Source organism: Mesorhizobium sp. M8A.F.Ca.ET.207.01.1.1 (assembly GCF_004794715.1).
GTDB lineage: Bacteria > Pseudomonadota > Alphaproteobacteria > Rhizobiales > Rhizobiaceae > Mesorhizobium.
On sequence record NZ_SRUS01000004.1, the window covers coordinates 447,720 to 465,714 of the forward strand.

Annotated in this window: 15 protein-coding genes and 3 pseudogenes; 9 read left to right on the forward strand and 9 right to left on the reverse strand. The window is 65.1% G+C overall.

All coding sequences use genetic code 11. From position 1 onward, the window contains the following. Position 1 precedes the first annotated feature (1 nt). From EN850_RS14450 to EN850_RS14460, 3 genes are read left to right on the forward strand one after another with little or no spacing between them, the layout of a single operon-like run. Entirely contained in the window at positions 2-1,105 is a 1,104-nt protein-coding gene (locus EN850_RS14450; RefSeq protein WP_127870329.1) for a glycosyltransferase family 2 protein, read from the forward strand. 8 nt (positions 1,106-1,113) lie between these two features. Continuing rightward, positions 1,114-2,142: a glycosyltransferase gene (locus EN850_RS14455; RefSeq protein ID WP_136091595.1), complete on the forward strand. Its 1,029-nt coding sequence runs from the start codon at positions 1,114-1,116 to the stop codon at positions 2,140-2,142. Positions 2,143-2,148: 6 nt separating this feature from the next. Beyond that, positions 2,149-3,936, forward strand: coding sequence for an ABC transporter ATP-binding protein (locus EN850_RS14460; RefSeq protein WP_189521969.1), 1,788 nt, complete (start codon positions 2,149-2,151; stop codon positions 3,934-3,936). 55 nt (positions 3,937-3,991) lie between these two features. Here the strand turns inward: EN850_RS14460 and EN850_RS14465 are convergent, their stop codons facing one another. Together EN850_RS14465 and EN850_RS14470 are read right to left on the reverse strand one after the other, a co-directional pair. Continuing rightward, complete coding sequence (locus EN850_RS14465) at positions 3,992-4,249, reverse strand: hypothetical protein (RefSeq protein ID WP_136091596.1); 258 nt, start codon at positions 4,247-4,249, stop codon at positions 3,992-3,994. A 108-nt stretch (positions 4,250-4,357) separates the two neighbouring features. Then, on the reverse strand, positions 4,358-5,101 hold the full coding sequence (locus tag EN850_RS14470) for a thioredoxin family protein (protein WP_127280553.1): 744 nt from the start codon (positions 5,099-5,101) through the stop codon (positions 4,358-4,360). Between the two features lie 292 nt (positions 5,102-5,393). Here EN850_RS14470 and EN850_RS14475 point away from each other — a divergent pair, with 292 nt between their 5' ends. The 3 genes from EN850_RS14475 (at position 5,394) to EN850_RS14485 (ending at position 8,267) form a co-directional block, all read left to right on the forward strand. Then, positions 5,394-6,614, forward strand: coding sequence for a helix-turn-helix domain-containing protein (locus EN850_RS14475; protein ID WP_136091597.1), 1,221 nt, complete (start codon positions 5,394-5,396; stop codon positions 6,612-6,614). A gap of 86 nt (positions 6,615-6,700) precedes the next feature. After that, positions 6,701-7,333, forward strand: coding sequence for a PQQ-binding-like beta-propeller repeat protein (locus tag EN850_RS14480; RefSeq protein ID WP_127279056.1), 633 nt, complete (start codon positions 6,701-6,703; stop codon positions 7,331-7,333). A 103-nt stretch (positions 7,334-7,436) separates the two neighbouring features. Further along, positions 7,437-8,267: an aldo/keto reductase gene (locus tag EN850_RS14485; protein ID WP_136091598.1), complete on the forward strand. Its 831-nt coding sequence runs from the start codon at positions 7,437-7,439 to the stop codon at positions 8,265-8,267. Between the two features lie 82 nt (positions 8,268-8,349). Here the strand turns inward: EN850_RS14485 and EN850_RS14490 are convergent. Then, positions 8,350-8,720: pseudogene (locus EN850_RS14490) on the reverse strand (endonuclease domain-containing protein). 128 nt (positions 8,721-8,848) lie between these two features. After that, positions 8,849-9,157 (reverse strand): hypothetical protein, encoded by a 309-nt coding sequence (locus EN850_RS14495; protein WP_027146346.1) that lies wholly within the window; start codon positions 9,155-9,157, stop codon positions 8,849-8,851. Positions 9,158-9,354: 197 nt separating this feature from the next. Here EN850_RS14495 and EN850_RS14500 point away from each other — a divergent pair. The 3 genes and pseudogenes from EN850_RS14500 to EN850_RS14510 all read left to right on the forward strand — a co-directional run bounded on the left by EN850_RS14500 (position 9,355) and on the right by EN850_RS14510 (position 12,645). Further along, positions 9,355-10,046, forward strand: a pseudogene (locus EN850_RS14500) (glutathione S-transferase family protein). Positions 10,047-10,380: 334 nt separating this feature from the next. Next, on the forward strand, positions 10,381-11,883 hold the full coding sequence (locus EN850_RS14505; RefSeq protein ID WP_127279059.1) for an ATP-binding protein: 1,503 nt from the start codon (positions 10,381-10,383) through the stop codon (positions 11,881-11,883). A gap of 132 nt (positions 11,884-12,015) precedes the next feature. Continuing rightward, positions 12,016-12,645 (forward strand): hypothetical protein, encoded by a 630-nt coding sequence (locus EN850_RS14510; RefSeq protein WP_145973017.1) that lies wholly within the window; start codon positions 12,016-12,018, stop codon positions 12,643-12,645. An 85-nt stretch (positions 12,646-12,730) separates the two neighbouring features. Here the strand turns inward: EN850_RS14510 and EN850_RS14515 are convergent. From EN850_RS14515 to EN850_RS14545, 5 genes and pseudogenes are all read right to left on the reverse strand, one after another. Next, positions 12,731-12,838: pseudogene (locus EN850_RS14515) on the reverse strand (protein usg); the annotation flags it as partial. A gap of 237 nt (positions 12,839-13,075) precedes the next feature. Next, a complete protein-coding gene (locus EN850_RS14525) occupies positions 13,076-13,951 on the reverse strand; it encodes a hypothetical protein (RefSeq protein WP_136091600.1) in 876 nt (291 codons plus the stop codon). Positions 13,952-14,228: 277 nt separating this feature from the next. After that, on the reverse strand, positions 14,229-15,209 hold the full coding sequence (locus tag EN850_RS14530; RefSeq protein ID WP_135916769.1) for an ABC transporter permease: 981 nt from the start codon (positions 15,207-15,209) through the stop codon (positions 14,229-14,231). A gap of 232 nt (positions 15,210-15,441) precedes the next feature. Continuing rightward, positions 15,442-16,413, reverse strand: coding sequence for an ABC transporter permease (locus EN850_RS14540; RefSeq protein WP_136091601.1), 972 nt, complete (start codon positions 16,411-16,413; stop codon positions 15,442-15,444). Continuing rightward, on the reverse strand, positions 16,410-17,951 hold the full coding sequence (locus tag EN850_RS14545; protein ID WP_136091602.1) for a sugar ABC transporter ATP-binding protein: 1,542 nt from the start codon (positions 17,949-17,951) through the stop codon (positions 16,410-16,412). Before EN850_RS14545 ends, EN850_RS14540 begins: the two co-directional genes overlap by 4 nt. Positions 17,952-17,995 lie beyond the last annotated feature (44 nt).

The following is a 17,995-nucleotide window of genomic DNA, read 5'->3' on the forward strand; positions in this document are numbered from 1 at the left end:
CATGGCCGCTCCCTTGGTATCCGTTCTGCTGCCGGTCTACAACGCGGGACCCTATCTCAGCACCGCGCTCGGCAGCATCCTGCGGCAGGACCACGATCGCCTGGAGGTCATTGCGATCGACGACGGCTCGACGGACAACTCCCTGCAAATCCTGCAGCGGCACCGGCAGGCCGACAATCGGATCTCCATCATCTCCCGCGAAAACCGGGGCCTCATCGCAACCCTCAACGAGGGTTTGGCTGTCGCTCGGGGCGACCTTATCGCCAGGATGGACGCGGACGATATCGCCTATCCGTCACGCCTGTCGCGCCAGGTGGCGCTGTTCGACCGGCAGCCCGATCTCGCTCTGTGTGGCGCCGGCTTCGATACCTTGCTTCGCAACCGCGTCGCCAAGGGTACACCCGATCCGGTCTTCCGGTTCGGCCAGCTCCGTATATTGTCGATGTTCTTCACGATATTCATGCACTCCACGGTTGTATACAACCGGAAAGTCATAAAGGACGACGTTCTATTCTACGACCCGAAATACAAACATGCCGAGGATTTCGACCTCTTCAGGCGGCTCGCCGATCGTTACCCGGCGGCGATGATCCCCGAAAACCTGATCGTCTACCGTATCCATGACGGGAGCGTAACGAGCAGGCACAGGAAGGAGATGCGCCGGACACATCTGACGATCGTGGCCGAGAACCTCGAGCGGGAAGGCCTGGCACAGGATACGCGCGATCTGCGCGACATCGGCGAGGCCGTTTCGACCGACACGGTTCGCCGGGCTGCGGCGTTCATTCTTGCACTCGAGGCAAGGATCTCCGCGCTGCCGACGGAAACGCGGCCGAGTTTTGCGGCCGGCGCGTTGAACCTGTTCTATTTCCTCTACCAACTGATAGGCGACGAAATGCAACCTCCGCTGACGCACGAATTCCTGACGCGGACCGCGAAATGGAATTTCATTCGACGCCGCGAAAAGTACGCGTTGCGTCCCGCCGCCTACGCGCCATGGTTCAGTCTCGTCTCGATGTCGGCCGGCCGCCAGGCGGACGCCGTGGCGCGGTACCTGAAATCCGCGCCTGCCGCGGCGGTCCTGGCGTCCCATCAGTTGAGCTAGCGGCAGGGATGACCGTCAAAGCCCGCCCACCCACGCAGCGCGATCGCCGGACGGAGCTTGTCCCCGTCGATCCCCGGCCCGAGCGGTCGCCGCCGGCGGTCAGCTTCATCATATGCACGCGCAACCGTGTCGCCGTGCTCGAGGCTTGCATCAGGTCGGTCCAAAGCGCGTGCCGCGCCCATGCCGGCTTCGCGGCCGAACTCGTGGTCGTCGACAATGGTTCGGTCGACCGCACGGCGGAGCGCCTGGCCGGCATCGCCGAAATATCCGATATCCCGTTCACAGCCGTGCGCGAGCCGCGCCCCGGATTGGCCGCCGCCCGCAACGCCGGTGTGGCGCGCGCGCGCGGCCGCGTCCTGGTCTTCGTCGATGATGATTGCGAGATCGATGGCGATTACCTCCGCGATCTGGAACGACACTATGCTTCCGGCGAACAATGGCTCATCCGTGGCGGCTGCGTCGAACTCGGCGATCCCAGGGATTTGCCGTTCACGATCAAGCGCTCGCGGGTGCGCGAGCGGCTCACCCCCGATGTTCATCCGGGCGGCTTCGTGCTTGGCTGCAACATGGTGATGCACCGCGATGTCGCGGCCCGTATCGGTCATTTCGACGAACGGTTCGGCGCCGGCGGCCCGCTGCGGTCAGCGGAAGACACGGATTACCTTGTTCGAGCGATGCTGCTCGGCATCCCGGTCGAATATGTGCCCGATATGACAGTTTTCCATCATCATGGCCGGCGAGACCGCAAATCGATCGAAAAGCTCCACCGCGACTACAGCTTCGGCAATGGCGCCCTTTGCCTGAAACATGTCCGCCATGCGCCCTGGCTGCTTCGCCATTTCTATTGGGCCACGAGAGGGGCTTTGCGGGAGTTGGCGGGTGGTCCGCGGTTCGACCGCGAACTCCAGCTGTCGCATTGGCCGATCGTCGTCATGAATCTGACCGGCGCGGCCAGATTTGCGGTTCTTTTGCTGGCAAGATGGCCGGAAGAAGTGCAAGTGCCGCAGGATCGGCAGGCAGATGCCCAGGCGAGGTGACAGGCCATAATGCGATTTTTGCCGCCAAGCTTGCCGATGCTGGGCCGCGCGCTCGGAACGAAGCAGTTGCGACTGCTTCCGGCCGTGGTGGTTCTTGGTCTTGTCGGCGCCGCCCTCGAAGGGTTCGGCATAGGCTTGATCATCCCCTTGCTGGGCATAATCATGGGACACGCGGATGCGGCCGGAATGGCCGGCTTGTCCGCCGTCTTTCAGTATTTCGGATCGGGCCTGGACGAGCGCGACCGGCTGATCGTCATTTCGGTCGCCATCCTCGGCTCGATCATCCTGAAGAACGTGTTCGCATTCGCGAACACGCTGCTCACCACCTTCATTTACGGCAAGGCAAGCCATTCGATCCGCAGCGCGCTGTCGGAGCAGCTCCTCAGGATAGGTTACCCGTTCTTCCTGCAGCAAAGTCCCGGACGGCTGCTCAACATCATCTCGAACGAATCCTGGCGGGCATCGGATGCGATCCAGATCATGCTGTCGGCCATCGTCAGCGCATCGGCGGCCATCATCCTGCTGGCGTTCCTGCTCCTGCTGTCGTGGCAGATGACACTGTTGGTCACATTGGGCCTGGCCCTCATCCAGGTCGTCCATGCCGTTCTCTCGGCCAATCTGAAAGCGCCCAGCCGCAGCGTCGCCTCCCGCAACAGCGATCTCGCATCGCAGATGCTGCACCTTGTCCATGCCGGGCGCCTGATCCGTATCTTCGGACAGGAGAGCCGCGAGCAAGCGGTGTTCGACCAGGCATCGGACGCGGTGCGCCGGGCTGCTTTCGTCCTGCTTACCCGGCAGGGGGCGTTGCCACCGCTGACCGAGGTTCTCCATGCGATGCTGTTCCTTGCGGTGGTGATCGGCGCATGGTTCGCCAATGTGAGCTTCCCGCTGATCGTCGCATTCGTCATCCTGCTCTACCGGCTGCAGCCGCATATGCGGGCTTTGCAAATGTCGTGGAGCCAGCTGCAAGGCTTGAGCGGGTCGCTCGAAGAGGTCGATTGGATGCTGGATCCGGCGGACAAGCCCAAGCCTCCGCAAGGCGACGGGCCATTCCACGGTTTGCGGCAAGGGATCAGCTTCGACGACGTGGCATTTACCTATTCCGGCACGGACGCACGCGCGGCGGCGCTGCATTCGGCGACTTTCGATATCCGAAGCGGCCGCTCGACGGCGCTCATCGGCCGGTCGGGCGCGGGCAAGACGACGATCGTCAATCTCCTGTGCCGCTTTGTCGAGCCGAGCTCCGGGGGGATTCTTGTCGATGGATCGCCGCTCGACCGGATCGACCCCAGCCAGTGGCGAAAGCACGTCGCGCTTGCCAGCCAGGAGCTGGAACTGGTGGACGGCACCATTTCCGAGAACATAACCTACGGCCAGGATGGCGCCACGAGCAGCGATGCCGAGCGTGCCGCGAGACTGGCCGAAGCGCATGAGTTCATTGAACATCTGCCCCAGGGCTACGATACCGTCGTCGGCTACAGGGGTGTCAATCTGTCAGCGGGACAAAGGCAGCGGATCGCCTTGGCGAGGGCGCTGGTGCGCGATCCTGATCTGCTCATCCTGGACGAAGCCACGAATGCCGTGGACGGACTGTCGGAAGCGGCGATCGTCGAGACGTTGAAGTCGAGAGCCGGCCGCCGCACGACCCTCGTGATCAGCCATCACCACAGCACCATCTCGTTCTGCGATGACGTGGTGATCCTGAGCGGCGGCCGTGTGAAGAAGCAGGCCCCATTCGCGGCGCTGGCGTCGCTCAGCATGGATGAGCTTTACCAGCATGAACCGACCCTCTGACAGGTCCGAGGCCCTGTCTCTCTCCGCCCTGTGTCGGGCTACAGGGCGGCGGCCGCTACCGGGCCCGCCGGCCGGAAACCACTCGCAGCCAGGGCGTCAGATGGAAGGCGCTCATCAGGAGATACATTGCCGGCATGCCGGTAAGAGGCGAGGCGCCCATGCACAGCATTGCGGCGCCACTGCCCTGAAGAAAGGAGACCAGCGCCATCAGGGCGAAGGTCGGCGCCGCGGCGAGGCACAGCCAGTCGGCGATGCCGGGGGTGGCGGTGTTTTCGGGGGTCGCGCTTCCGGAGCCGGAATGAATGTCGCTCATGGTCTTTTCCCTTGATGGTTGGCAAGGAGTTGGGTTCCTCTCCCCCGCTCCGCGAGGGAGAGGAAACCAGGCAGGATGGGGCGTGCCACCCTTTCCCGCCAAGCGCTGCTACTCGCTCTTGTCGCGGAACGCGGCCTCGCCGGCGGCTGACACTTCGGCCCATTTCTTGTCGGCCCCAGCTTCGTAATTGTCGTGCCAGTTCCACCAGCTGTAGAGCGGGGTCTGCGGGTAGCCTTCGGGCGAGTCCTCCCAGGTCTCCTGGCGACCGAGCGGGGTGACGTCGAGATAGCTCCAGACAGTACCCAACGCCTCGTCGCCGCGGTTGTTGATGAAATAGGTGCGGAAGATGCGGTCGCCATCATGAATGAACACGTTGTGGCCGTGCCATTCGTCGACGCCGAAGTCTTTGTCGAAGCTGTCGGTGATGGTGTACCAGGGAATCTCCCAGCCCATCCGCTGCTTCAGCCGTGCAATGTCGGCCTGCGGGGCGCGCGAAGCGTAGGCGAGCGTGGTGTTGCGGGCGTTGAGATGGGCGAGGTGACCGACCTGGTCGGCGCCGAGCGAGCAGCCGCGGCAAGCGTGATCGGGCCAGCCATAGACGCCGGGCTCGAAGAAGGCGCGGTAGACGATCAACTGGCGGCGGCCTTCGAACAGGTCGAGCAGGCTGACCTTGCCGTCGGGGCCATCGAAAACATAGGCCTTGTCCACTTCCGTCCACGGCATGCGGCGGCGTTCGGCCGATAGCGCATCCCTGGCGCGCATCGTCGCCTTCTCCTTCACCAACATCGCTTTGTGAGCGGCTTCCCAGTCTTGCCGTGAAACGATCGGTGGCATCTTCATCGTCATGTTCATTGGTCTTCTCCTTTGCCAGTCGTGGCGTCGTTGCGGTGTGGTGTTGCCTGGGAATGTCGGGGCGTTGCGGGCGCGGCGAAATCCGCGAGTTCCGGCCCGGCGCAGCAGGGGTGGCGTGCGGCGTGCTTGGCCGGATCATTCGCCGTGGCGAGGTCGAGGTCGGTGGAGGCAGGCATTTTCTGGTTCTCCCTTGCGTGCCGTCATTGCCGGCACGACTTGCTGGTTGACGGTACTGACTTAAGGTAGGGCAGCGCCGCGCCGAGGTGGGAGTTACAAGTGTGACGGGATTTGAATGGACTCGCTGATCAACGCGGCGGCGCTGGCGCTGGCTTCGGGCGATGCGCTCGGCGCGCTCGACCGCGTCGCCCTGCGCGAGGATGCGCCGGCGCTGGCGCTGCGCGGCATCGCCATGGCGCAGCTCGGCGACTTCGATCGCGCTAAGCTGTTGTTGCGGCGGGCCGCGCGCGCGTTCAACCCGAAAGAGGCCGTCGCGCGCGCCCGCTGCGTCGTCGCCGAGGCCGAGATCGCGCTGGTCTCGCGTGATCTCGGCTGGCCGGCCAAGGCGCTCGACGCGGCCCGCGCGGCACTGGAAAAGCATGGCGACCGGTTGAACGCGGCGCATGCCGGCCACCTCAAGGTGCGGCGGCTGCTCTTGATCGGCCGCCTCGACGAGGCCGAGCATGTGCTGGCCGGGCTCGACCCGGCGCCGCTTCCGCCGGCGGCCAGGGCCGCGCACGAGCTTGCCGTCGCCGGCATCGCCATGCGGCGCCTGCGGACCAGGCCGGCGCGCGCGGCGCTGGAATGGGCGCGCCATGCCGCCCACATAGCCGGCATTCCCGGCCTCATCGCGGAGGTCGAGAGCGCAAGCCAGGCGCTGGAGACGCCCGCGGCGCGGCTGATCACGCAGGGCAGGGAGCTGCCGGTGCTGCTCGAGGAGGTCGAGGCGTTGCAGGGATCGCCGGCGCTGATCGTCGATGCCTTCCGCTACGCCCTGCGCGGCGGCGGGGTCACGATCTCGCTGGCGAGCCGGCCTGTGCTGTTCGCCCTGGCGCGGACGCTCGCCGAAGCCTGGCCAGGGGACGTGTCGCGGGGGGAACTCGTGGCGCGGGCCTTCGGCGGCAGGCATGCCGATGAATCGCATCGCGCGCGCCTGCGCGTCGAGATCGGGCGGCTGCGCGCCGAGCTTCGCCCACTGGCCGGCATCAGCGCCACCAAACATGGCTTCACGCTGGCGCCGCGCCAGGCGCACGCGGTGATGGTGCTGGCGCGGCCGATGGAGGAGCGGCACGCGGCCGTGCTTGCCTTGCTCGCCGACGGCGAGGCCTGGTCGAGTTCGGCCCTGGCGCTGGCGCTCGGAACCGGCCAGCGCAGCGTGCAGCGGGCGCTCGAGCCGCTTGCCGAGGCCGGCAAGGTGCAGTCCTTCGGCCATGGCCGGGCGCGCCGCTGGATGACGCCGCCGGTGGCGGGATTCACGACCACCTTGTTACTCCCCGCGCCGCTGCCAGATGGCTAAGGTGCATTGATATTCAGACTCTCGACCCACCTTGGAACATGATCCCAGACGTCAGCGGGATGTCGACCACCATCGAGGACAAAGACATGAAGCATTCGGCGGCCGAAATCCTGAGGGAATACGGACCTTTTCCCGGCGCCAAGACGGTGGCCGGGGTGAGCTTTGACGGCAAGAACGTCTGGTTCGCCTCGGGCGACAGGCTGAATGCCTTCGATCCGGAGAGCGGACAGGCGTTGCGTTCGATCGATGTCGCGGCGCATGCCGGCACCGCCTATGACGGCCGGCATTTTTTCCAGCTCGCCAAGGACCGCATCCAGAAGATCGATCCCGATACCGGCGAGGTGCTTTCCACCATTCCGGCACCCGGCAATGGCGGCGATTCCGGGCTGACCTGGGCCGAGGGCACGCTGTGGGTGGGGCAGCACCGGGAGCGCAAGATCCACCAGATCGATCCCGAGACCGGAAAAATCCTGCGCACCATCGAATCCAACCGTTTCGTCACAGGGGTGACCTGGGTCGACGGCGAATTGTGGCACGCCACCTGGGAGGGCGACGAGAGCGATCTGCGCCGCGTCGACCCGCAAACGGGCAAGGTTCTGGAGAAGCTCGACATGCCTGCCGGCATGGGCGTCTCGGGACTGGAATCCGATGGCGGCGACCGCCTCTTCTGCGGCAGCGGAAACGCCGGCGTGGTGAGGGCGGTGCGCCGGCCGAGGTGAAGGGACACGAATTTTCCCCCGGCGAATTTTCCCCCGGCGACTGGCCGTTGCGCGGTGTCGAGCCTAGATAGGCTGGACCATCCCCCCGCAAAAGGACCAGACCATGCCCCAACAGATCACGTTGAACGACGGCGCCGCCATTCCCCAGCTTGGCCTTGGCGTGTGGCAGGTCGATCACGACATCACCGCGCAAGTGGTGGGCTGGGCGATCGAGGCCGGCTACCGGCTGATCGATACCGCCGAGGGCTACCAGAACGAGGAAGGGGTCGGCGAGGCGATCCGCGCCGCCGGCGTGCCGGCAGCAGAGCTGTTCATCACCTCGAAGCTGCGCAACGGCGCCCACCAGCGCGATACGGCGCTGCGCGCCTTCGACGACACGATGAAGAAGCTCGGCGTCGAGCAGCTCGACCTGTTCCTGATCCATTGGCCGGTGGCCAGCCAGGACAAATATGTCGAGGCCTGGAAGACGCTCGTCGAGTTGAAGCAGGCCGGCCGCATCAAGTCGATCGGCGTCTCGAATTTCAATCCTGATCATCTGGAGCGCATCATCGGCGAGACGGGCGTGGTGCCAAGCGTCAACCAGGTGGAACTGCATCCGCGTTTCCAGCAGCGCGCGCTCAGGGAATTCCATGCCAAACACGACATCCATACGGAAAGCTGGAGCCCGCTGGGCAGCGGCAAGCTGCTCGGCGACCCGACCATTGCGGGCATTGCCAAGAAGCATGGGAAATCCGCCGCGCAGACCATGATCCGCTGGCATCTCCAGCAGGGGCTGATCGTCATCCCGAAATCGATCCGCCAGGATCGCATCGCCGCCAATTTCGACGTCTTCGATTTCGAACTGGACGCGCAGGACCTGAAGACAATCGCGGGCATGGATTCGGCCGACGGCCGCGGCGGTCCGAACCCGGCGACGGCGGCGTTCTTGTTTTAAAGCTGGCGTCGAAGCTGCCAATCTCCCCCCTCGTGGGGGAGATGCCCGGCAGGGCAGAGGGGGGCGCTGTCCCGCCAGCCTTTCATTCGATACCACCCAAACCCGCCATGATGACAATATGCTGGCTGACATTGTCGATGTCGCGGATGACATCGTCATTCCAAAACCGGAGCACGGACCAGCCGTCCTGCTCCAGACGCCTCGTCCTGCAGTGTCGTTGACTGCAAGATCTGCATCACCATGCTGCGATCCATCGAGTTCGACGACGAGCTTCTTCTGCGGGCACGCAAAGTCGGCGATATAGCCGGCAATCGGAAATTGTCTTCGAAAGCCAAGCCCCATCGGCCGATGCGCGCGAAGTTCATTCCAGAGCTTCAACTCCGCGTCGGTCATGACTTTGCGCATCGATCGAGCATTCGCTCGGTTCTGCGGCGGCAATGGCGTATGAGGCATGGCAGTTTCGATTGTGATTGAGGTTGGCGCTCTACGGCGCCCCCCTCTGTCCTGCCGGACATCTCCCCCACGAGGGGGGAGATTGGCGGTTTCGGCGATTTCGCCAATCGCAGAGGGGAGGAAGAGCGCTAAATCCCCGAGCCGTCCAGCTGTTGCGCGTCGTCGCCTTCCCAGGGCGCCGGCATCGAGGCGCCCCGGCTGAGATTGGCCGAGGGCATCGGCATCCAGCATTTCAGCTCCGGCTCGGCATATTCGACGACGCGGCCAGGCGAGGAATCGGAAGCGCGCCAGCCTTCCTCACCGAATTGATCAGCGCGTGACCAGTAGGCAAGGTCGACTTCCGCTGGCCCCTGTTCGGATGGGCGGACCGTAACGAGGATCCGGCTGCCGTCTTTCGGCGCGCTGGACATGTGGCGCCAGCGGTCGGGCTCATCCATCGTTCTTCCTCCTGCCTTGCTGCGGGATGAAGTGTCGCCTCGCCATCGGAGACGGTCAACCCAAACTTTGCCCAACCCATCCTGTTTCGATGGCTGCTCGTTCCTCCCGCTCCCGTGGGATGTATGATTTGTCGGATTGCGCCAGCCGCATCCGTCCTTGATCTGACGGTGGTCGCCGGGGACAAGGAGAGGCATTCATGAGTGACAGGGGCGAGGCGATGCCGGCTGGGGTGGAAACAAAACTGTTCTTCAGCCGCAATCCCAATCCGCGCCTGGCGGTCGCGGTGGCGCGTCATCTCGGGGCGAGGCTGACCTTCGAATTCGCATCGCCGTTCGCGCCGGGGCAAGCGGAGCGGTTCCGGCCGCTCAATCCCAATCTTTCCCTTCCAATACTGGCGTGGCCGGGCGGCAGCCTGTGGGAGGCCGACGCCATAGCCTGCCGGTTGTCGCGCGACATGGGTTCGGATTTCTGGCGCGGCGGTGAGGATGAGCCCGACATGATCCGCTGGCTGAGCTGGGGCAAGGAGAATTCGCGCGGGCCTGCGACATGGTGCATTTCGAGCGCGGCACCAAGCAGCGCTACGGGCTGGGCCCAATCGATCATCAGTTGGTCGAGGAGGGGCTGAAGCTTTTTCAAGCGACGGCGGCGATCCTGGAGACAGCGCTTGTCGGTAGGCAATGGCTGGTCGGCAACTCGGTCTCCTATGCCGACTTCCGCATGGCGACGTTCCTGCCGTTCAACGACGTCGCCGGGCTGCCGCTCGGTGATTATCCCGCTCTTGCCCGCTGGTATCGCCGGCTCGAAGCCGTCGAAGCCTGGCGTGATCCCTTCAAGGGACTGGCCGCACCGCATTTGCCGCCGGTGCCACGGCAGGATGCGATGAGGTGACGGACAGAACTGACGACCGGCGCATACACAGAGGAACTTGAAGACGCCGGCCGCCATTTGGGGCGTTGGGTGCATCACGTTGGGGCACGATGCAGGGTCAGGTTAGGCGGATGCCTGGTGCCCGCAATCGGAACGCCGGCCCATGGTGAACAGGGGGTTACTATCCACAGGCCCGAGGCAGTAACCGGCAGGCGGCGCGCCGGTTTGCGGCCGTCCATGGTGGCCACGTCATCATTGTCTCCGCTGTGCGCAACGCGAATCGCTTGGCCTGCGCGGCTCGACGGGCCGCGATCGGGTTGATAAGCCCGTCTGCGAAGGAGCCGATGAGTCTGGCATGACCGTTGCGATCGAGATGGGACACACGACGGCGGGCGCTCCGGCGAAGCTCGATCTCGAGGAGCTGCTGGCGACCCGCCTGCTGGTGCAGGGCAATTCGGGCTCCGGCAAGTCGCATCTGTTGCGGCGCCTGCTCGAACAGAGCGCGCCCTGGGTGCAGCAGACCATCATCGATCCGGAAGGTGACTTCGTCTCGCTGGGCGAGCGTTACGGCCATCTGGTGATCGATGCCGAGGAGCACACCGAGCGCGGCCTGCAGGCAGCCGGCGAGCGGGCGCGCATCCACCGTGTTTCAACCGTGCTCAACCTCGAAGGGCTCGACGCCGAGAACCAGATGCGACGCGCCGCTGCCTTCCTTGGCGGGCTGTTCGAGGTCGCGCGCGACCATTGGTACCCGATGCTGGTGGTGGTCGACGAGGCGCAGCTGTTCGCGCCGGCGGTGGCCGGCGAGGTTTCCGACGAAGCGCGAAAACTCTCGCTCGGCGCCATGACCAATCTGATGTGCCGTGGCCGCAAGCGCGGGCTTGCCGGCATCATCGCCACGCAGCGGCTGGCCAAGCTCGCCAAGAACGTCGCGGCGGAAGCCTCCAACTTCCTCATGGGCCGCACCTTCCTCGATATCGACATGGCGCGCGCCGCCGATCTGCTCGGCATGGAGCGGCGGCAAGCGGAGGCCTTTCGCGACCTGGAGCGCGGACAGTTCATGGCGCTGGGGCCGGCGCTGTCGCGCCGCCCGCTTGGCCTGCGCATCGGTCCGACCGACACCAGCCCGCGCAACGGCACGCCCAGGCTGATGGCGATGCCGGAATCCGCTCTCGAGGACGCCCGCGCGATCATCCTGGCCGCCCCGCCGCCCGAGACGATGCGCGCGCCGCGCCGGGTGGCGTCGCCGGATCTGCTGGAGCAGCTGATGGCGGCGAAATCGGCGCCGCGCGACATTCGGCCCGAACCGGCCGAGCCCGCGCCCAGCGCCGAGGATCTGGCCGAACGGCGCGAGCGGATGGACCGCATCCTGCGCGCCATCCTGGCCGAACCCGATGCGGGATTTCGCGTCATCGGCGTCCTCTACCAGGAATTCGTCGTGCGCTGCCGCATCGAGGGACTGGCTTCGGTCATACCCGATCTCCAGGAATTTCGCCGCATGCTGACACGCGCCCGTGCCGGGGTGGGGTCCGACATGGCCGAGGATGACGCGTGGCGGGATGTTTCGGTGCGCGCCTCACTGCTGCCAGAGGACATGCAGGGCGTGTTCATGATGATCGCGCGCGCGGCGAAGGAGGGCTGGCCGTGCCCGAGCGATGGCGCGATCGCCCGCGCCTATGGGTCGCACTCCATGCGCCGGGCCCGGCGGCTGCTGACCTATATCGAGGAGCAGGGCCTCATCGTCTGCCAGCTCGATGGCACGGGAAAGCGCACGGTGACGCTGGTCGAACTCGCCTGGGCCACCGCGCCGGGCGACCCCAACGCCGAGGCGGCGGAGCAGGGCAGCCTGGCGCTGTGAGGGCCGATGACTAGCCCAGGTCCCGGTGGATCGCGGACGCAGGCCGGCGGCACTGTCGCCCGGATCCGCATCATGGGGACGCCGAAATCGGGCACGAATCTCGCAAAACATCTGGTCGAGGCCTATCTCGGCGTGCCCGTCGTCTTTGACCAGGGTTTTTGGAAGCATGGGATCTTTCCGGCCCTGATGAACGGGCGCGCGCTGCAATATGGCGACTTGCCCATCATTGTCATGAGCAAGGACCCGATCACTCAGCTCCTGTCCTGGTTCCGTTTCACCAGGCACAACAGCATTTTGAGGCCGGCCAAACATTTCGGTTCGTTCCTGAACCAGCCTTTCGAAATCAGGCAGGATTTCACGCGGCCGCAGATGGAATACAGGTTCCGCGCACCCGCCGACTACTGGAACCAGTTCTACTTTGCTATGGAGGCGCTGCGCCGCACCGGCACGCCCGTGCATTTCGTATGCTATGAGCAACTCGTCGCGACCCAGGCCCTTTGCCTGAGTTCCATTTCCCGTTTCCTCGATCTGTCCACGCCGTTCGAAGCCAGCACCGACGTGACAATTCCACGCCACGCGCTTGTCTCGAGCAATGACATCGACCGGTCCGGGGACCCGGCGCCAACGAGAGCCTGTTTGACCCCTCGCGGGCGGATCTGGCAGCCGCGTTGGCCAGGATCGGCTGGCGCAATGCGCACAGAATCCTGCGCGACATCGACGACGACGTGCTTGAGGCAACGGGCCGGGCCGGATTTCGCATGACCTGCAGGCAGGCGATCGGTCCCGCGGCGATATTGAGGTCGTTCATCGGCTTCTGGTGAGGCCTGCGTGCGCAACGACGCCGCCCTTACTGGACGGTGATAACACCGTCGACCGCTCGCCATTCCGATGGGGTGATGAGCCGGTGGTGGGCGATGTGGACGGAGTGAAGCGGTCCCTCCAAGCGCTCGGGGTGGCGCGCGCCGCGACACAGCACGCGTCATGGACGGCCGGATACTCGATCTGCAGGAGGCCCCATGCGTGGTCGCAATGAAGTCCTAGATATCGAGGATAAACTTGGCTATCGGGCCGCCGAGCGCCACCATCGGGCAGTTGGAAGGCAGCTCCACTTCTTTCGATATTGTTCCGGCGTTAGGCCATAGTTCCAGCGATCGGTTGGTTGCCGTCAAGACGGCCGGCGCCTCGGACAGGCTCAGCCGGTGAATGCCTTGAACTTGTCCTTGGAGGTCAGCAACACCTCCCCCTTGAACGAAATCGAGAAATCGCCCAGCTGGTACTGGCCTTGGTCGTTCTTGAGCAGGATGTCGCCAGTCACCTTGTTGGGGCCACCCTCGATGCCTTTGACTATCCTGGCGACGTAGCGCAGATTGCTCTTGGCAAAGAGCATATCGTTCCTGGCCAGTTGCTGCGCGAGAAGCTGGCGTTTCGAGTCGTCGCCGATGCCTTGCAGGCGCTTTTCAATGGCCTCGGGGGTGACACTCGCCAAGGCGCTGTTCAAAGCTGGCAAGGCCTTCTGCAGGCTGAACAGGGCATCGGAAGTCATCCTGCCGGCATCACCGTAGGTCAGGCTCTGGTTGCTGATCGCCTTGTTGGCCTGCGCCTGCGGGCTGCGGTCGGCAGCGGCCTCCATCTCGTCCTGGACGGCCCACATATAGTCATATTCTCCCATCGCCATCACCGTTTCCGGTGTCTCGCCCGTGGGGATGAAGTTGCGCGCAACGGTGGAATCTTCGTGTCGGCGGTCTGCCTCGACCATCGAGCCGATGAAGCGTGTATACTCCGCTTGGAGTTCGTCAAAGTTGGCTTCGCCCGCGCGCAAATAACGGTCTTGTGCCGTCGTGGTGGACGTTGCACTGATGGGTGAAGACGCCTGCGCCCCAGCGACCTGGCCAAAGCTGCCGAACGGATCGTATTCGGCGTCGTCCTCATCACCTGTTGCACCCGGACGAATGACAGGAGGCTCGGTCCGCAGCGCCGTGCCTGCTTTCGCGAACGCGGGCTGGTTGGCGCCTGCAAAGCCGCTCTTGGCCGACATCAGCTTCTGTATCGTAACGGTGAAATCCGGCATGATCCGCATCGAGCAAGCTCTCGTGTTTCACATGCCTTGTGCATGCGATTCACAGAATGAAGCATAGGCAGTTAATCAATGGTTCAAAGTGAACGCTGGCCGAAAACAAATAGCGGTATCCAATGGCATCACGCCAATACACTTCAACAAGGACTAATATAGTTGGCAAAATACGGAAGCGGCGAGTTTCTCAAAATCGATCCCTTCGCCGCTTATCTCTTGTGGGCAGGCACTGGATTGCTTGATGATCCAAAACGGTGGCCTTCGCGGGATCCTTTCACCGCTCCTCGACGATCCGCAAATAGGCCGCCGTGACGAACAGCACGATCAACCCGAACAAGATCCTTCTAGCCCCCTCCGGCATCTGCAGGATGGTCAGGAGCGTCGTCAGCACGGTGAGGATCAGCGCGCCGATGATGGTGCCGGTGTAGCCGCCGCGGCCGCCGAAGATGGAGGTGCCGCCGATGACGGCCGCCGCCACCGAAGGCAGCACCAGCGGTTCGGCGAGCGACAGGGAAGGGGCCTTGATCAGGCCGATATAGAGCAGGCCGGTGATGCCGGCGAGCACGCTTGAGGTGACGTAGAGCGCGGTGATCACCTGCCAGTACTGTACGCCGGAGAGGCGGGTCGCGCGCTCATTGTCGCCGACGGCGTAGAGCAGGCGGCCGAAGCCGGTGCGGGCGAGCGTGAAGACGATGAGCGCGGCCAGCGGCACGAAGAGCAGCAGCGCGTTGGGAAAGCCGTAGGTGACGCCGGTGCCGAGCCAGGCGAGGAAATCGGGGATCTTGGCGCCCGACGCGATCACCGTGCGCTGATAGACCTGCAGACAGCCGGTGCCGATCAGGCTGGTGCCCAGCGTCATGATCAGCGGGTGGACGCGGAAGACGCCGACGCCGATGCCGTTGACGAGGCCGATCAGCACCGCCGGCATCATCGCCAGCAGGAACGCCACGGCCGGGTCCTGGTTGACGATCTGCGTCGCCATGATGAAGGCGCTCATCGTCGCCACCGTGCCGACCGACAGGTCGATGCCGCCGGTCAACATGGTCATGGTCTGGCAGCCGGCAAGAATCGCCAGCGGAATGGCGAATTTGATGGTGTTGGCGATCCAGCGCTCGTTGACGATGCCGGGACGCAGGATCTGCAGGATCACCACCAGGATGACCAGCAGGATGATCAGCGGGATGAGCGGCCGGTCGGCCATGAAGCGCTTCAGGCGGCGGCCGAGGGGGACGGGGGTGATCGCTGATGTGCTCATGGGGTGGGTCCGATGTTCTGGGAGGGTAGCGCTCTACGGCGCCCCCCTCTGTCCTGCCGGACATCTCCCCCACAAGGGGGGAGATTGGCCGCTTTGGCGCCCCACTCTTTTCTGCAACGTTGAAGATTGGCGAAAGCCGCAACAACAGCCAATCTCCCCACAAGTGGGGGAGATGGCCGGCAGGCCAGAGGGGGGCGCCGTAGAGCGCTACGCTCTATATTTCTCTCTCCCATCATTGCCGCCCCCGCATCGTGATAAACGCGCCGAACATCACCACGGCGACCATGATCAGGCCTTCGATGATGGCGGTGACGTTGGGGTCGATGGCGAGCAGCGTCAGGTCCGTGCGCACCAGGCGCAGCACGAAGACGGCGACGATGGGGCCGAGCAGGCCGCCCTTGCCGCCGCCGAGCGCGACGCCGCCCAGCACCACGGCGGCGACGCTGGCGAGCAGATAGGGGCCGGGAATGGGAGCGCCGATGCCGGTGCTCATGGTCAGCGCCAGTCCGCCCATGGCCGCGAACAGCCCGGACAGCGCGTAGGCGATGATGCGCGTGCGGGCGACAGGCACGCCGCTGCGGAACGCCGCCAGCTCGCTCGAGCCGATGGCGTAGATGGAAAGGCCGAGGCGCGAGCGCCTGAGCGGGACCCAGATGACGCAGAGGCAGATGACCAGCACCAGCAGCGCCTTGGGCAGCCAGGCGTCGATGGCGTCGGGCAGGCCCGGTATCGGCACGGTGCCCGAGATCATCGCCTTCAGCCATTCTGCCGCGGCGCCGCCCGGCGCGCCGAGCACCAGCAGGGCCGCCCCTTGCAGCACGAACAGCATGGCGAGCGTAACGACGATGTCGGGCACGCGGGTGACGACGATGAGCAGGCCGTTGAGGGCACCCAGCACAAAACCCATGGCGAGCACGAAAGGCACCACGAACAGCGCGTATTCCTCGGAGGCGCCCGCCATCATCGAGGCGGCGGTGACGCTGGTCAGCGCCATCATGGCGGCGACCGAGAGGTCGATGCCGCCGGCGATGACGACGACGGTCTGCGCCGCGACGGCAAAGGCGTAAGGCAGCACCGCCCGCGCCAGCGAGCCGAAATCGCCGCTGCCATAACCGGGCTGGATCAGTTTTGTGACGATGAACAGAATGATCAGCAAGGCGAACAGGCCTGACACCCAGCCCTGGCGGCGCAGGAAATGGTTCATGGCGTCGTCCCCGAAGACGGGGACTGGGGATCGGCCAGGATGCCGACATCGGCCTTGGCGCCGCGCGGCAGGCCGTAGGCGGCCCGCATCAGCGCCGGTTCGTCCGCTTCCTCGACCGGAAAGATGTCAACGAGACGGCCGCCGAAGATGACGATGACGCGGTCGCAGACGCGCTGCACCTCCTCGAGTTCCGAGGTGTAGAACAGCACCGACTTGCCGTGGCCGGCGAGCTCGCGCAGCAATTTATAGATCTCCTGCTTGGTGCCGACATCGATGCCGCGTGTCGGGTCGAAACACAGGATGGTGCGGGCGTCCGCCGCGATCCAGCGCGCGATGGTGACCTTCTGCTGGTTGCCGCCGGACAGGCGCTGCACCTCGCCCTGGGCGCGGGTGTCGATCTGCAGGCGCTGGATAGCGCTCTGCACGGTGGCGCGCTCCTTGCGCATATGAATGGGGCCCCAGTTGCGCAGGGCGGCGCTGAAGGGAAGCGCAATGTTCTCACGCACCGAGCGCTGCATGGCGAGCGCCTCGGAACGGTCGCCGGGCACATAGGCAATGCCGGCGCGGATGGCGTCGATCGGGTGTGAGAATTTTACTGCCTGGCCGTCGACCTCGATCGTGCCGCCGGACGGCCGGATCGAGCCGGCAAGGGCGGCGAACAGCTCGTCCTGGCCCTGGCCTTCGAGCGCGACGACGCCGGCCACTTCGCCATCGGCGAGATCGAAGGAGACATCGCTGAGCTTGATGCCGACGCGCAGGTTTTTCACGGTGATGCGCGGTCGGGCAGGGGCGGATGCCGCCTTCTCGCTGACGCTTCGGGCGGCGACCTTGGCCTTTTCGATGCGGGTGCCCAGCATCAGCTCGACGATCTTTTCCTCGACGCCCGCCACGATGTCGACGACGCCGACGGTCTCGCCGTCGCGCAGCACGGTGGCGCGGTCGCAAAGGGCTGCGATTTCGACGAAGCGATGGGAGATGAAGATCACCGCGCGGCCGGCGTCGCCCTGGCGGCGCACCACTTCCAGCACCTTTTCGGCAAGGTTGGCGGGCAGCGCCGCGGTCATCTCGTCGAGCAGCAGCACGTCGGGTTCGACGGCGAGCGCCCGGGCCAGATCAAGCACGCGCAGCACGGCCAATGGAATGTCGCGCGCGGTATCGCGCAGGTCGAGGTCGGCGATGCCGAGTTCGCGCACCCAGGCGCGGAACGGTTCGACCGGCGTTCCGGTGAGCCGCAGATTGGACAGCACGTCGAGATCGGGGATCAGCGACGGCTCCTGGTAGACCGGCAACAGCCCGGCGCGGCGCGCGGCCGCCGGCGAGCGTATGTCGCGCGCCTCGCCACGGATCAGGATGCGCCCGGCATTGGCCGAAATCGCGCCGGTCAGGATCTTCACCAGCGTCGACTTGCCGGCGCCGTTGGCCCCCATCAACGCATGCACCTCGCCCGGCAGGACGGACAGCGACGCATTGCGCAGGGCGGCGACCGCGCCGTAGTTCTTGGCGACGCCCGTGGCGTCGAGGAGGGGGCTGGTGGTCAAATTGATTGGTTCTCGATTTATGAGGTCGAATAATTAGAAATGTC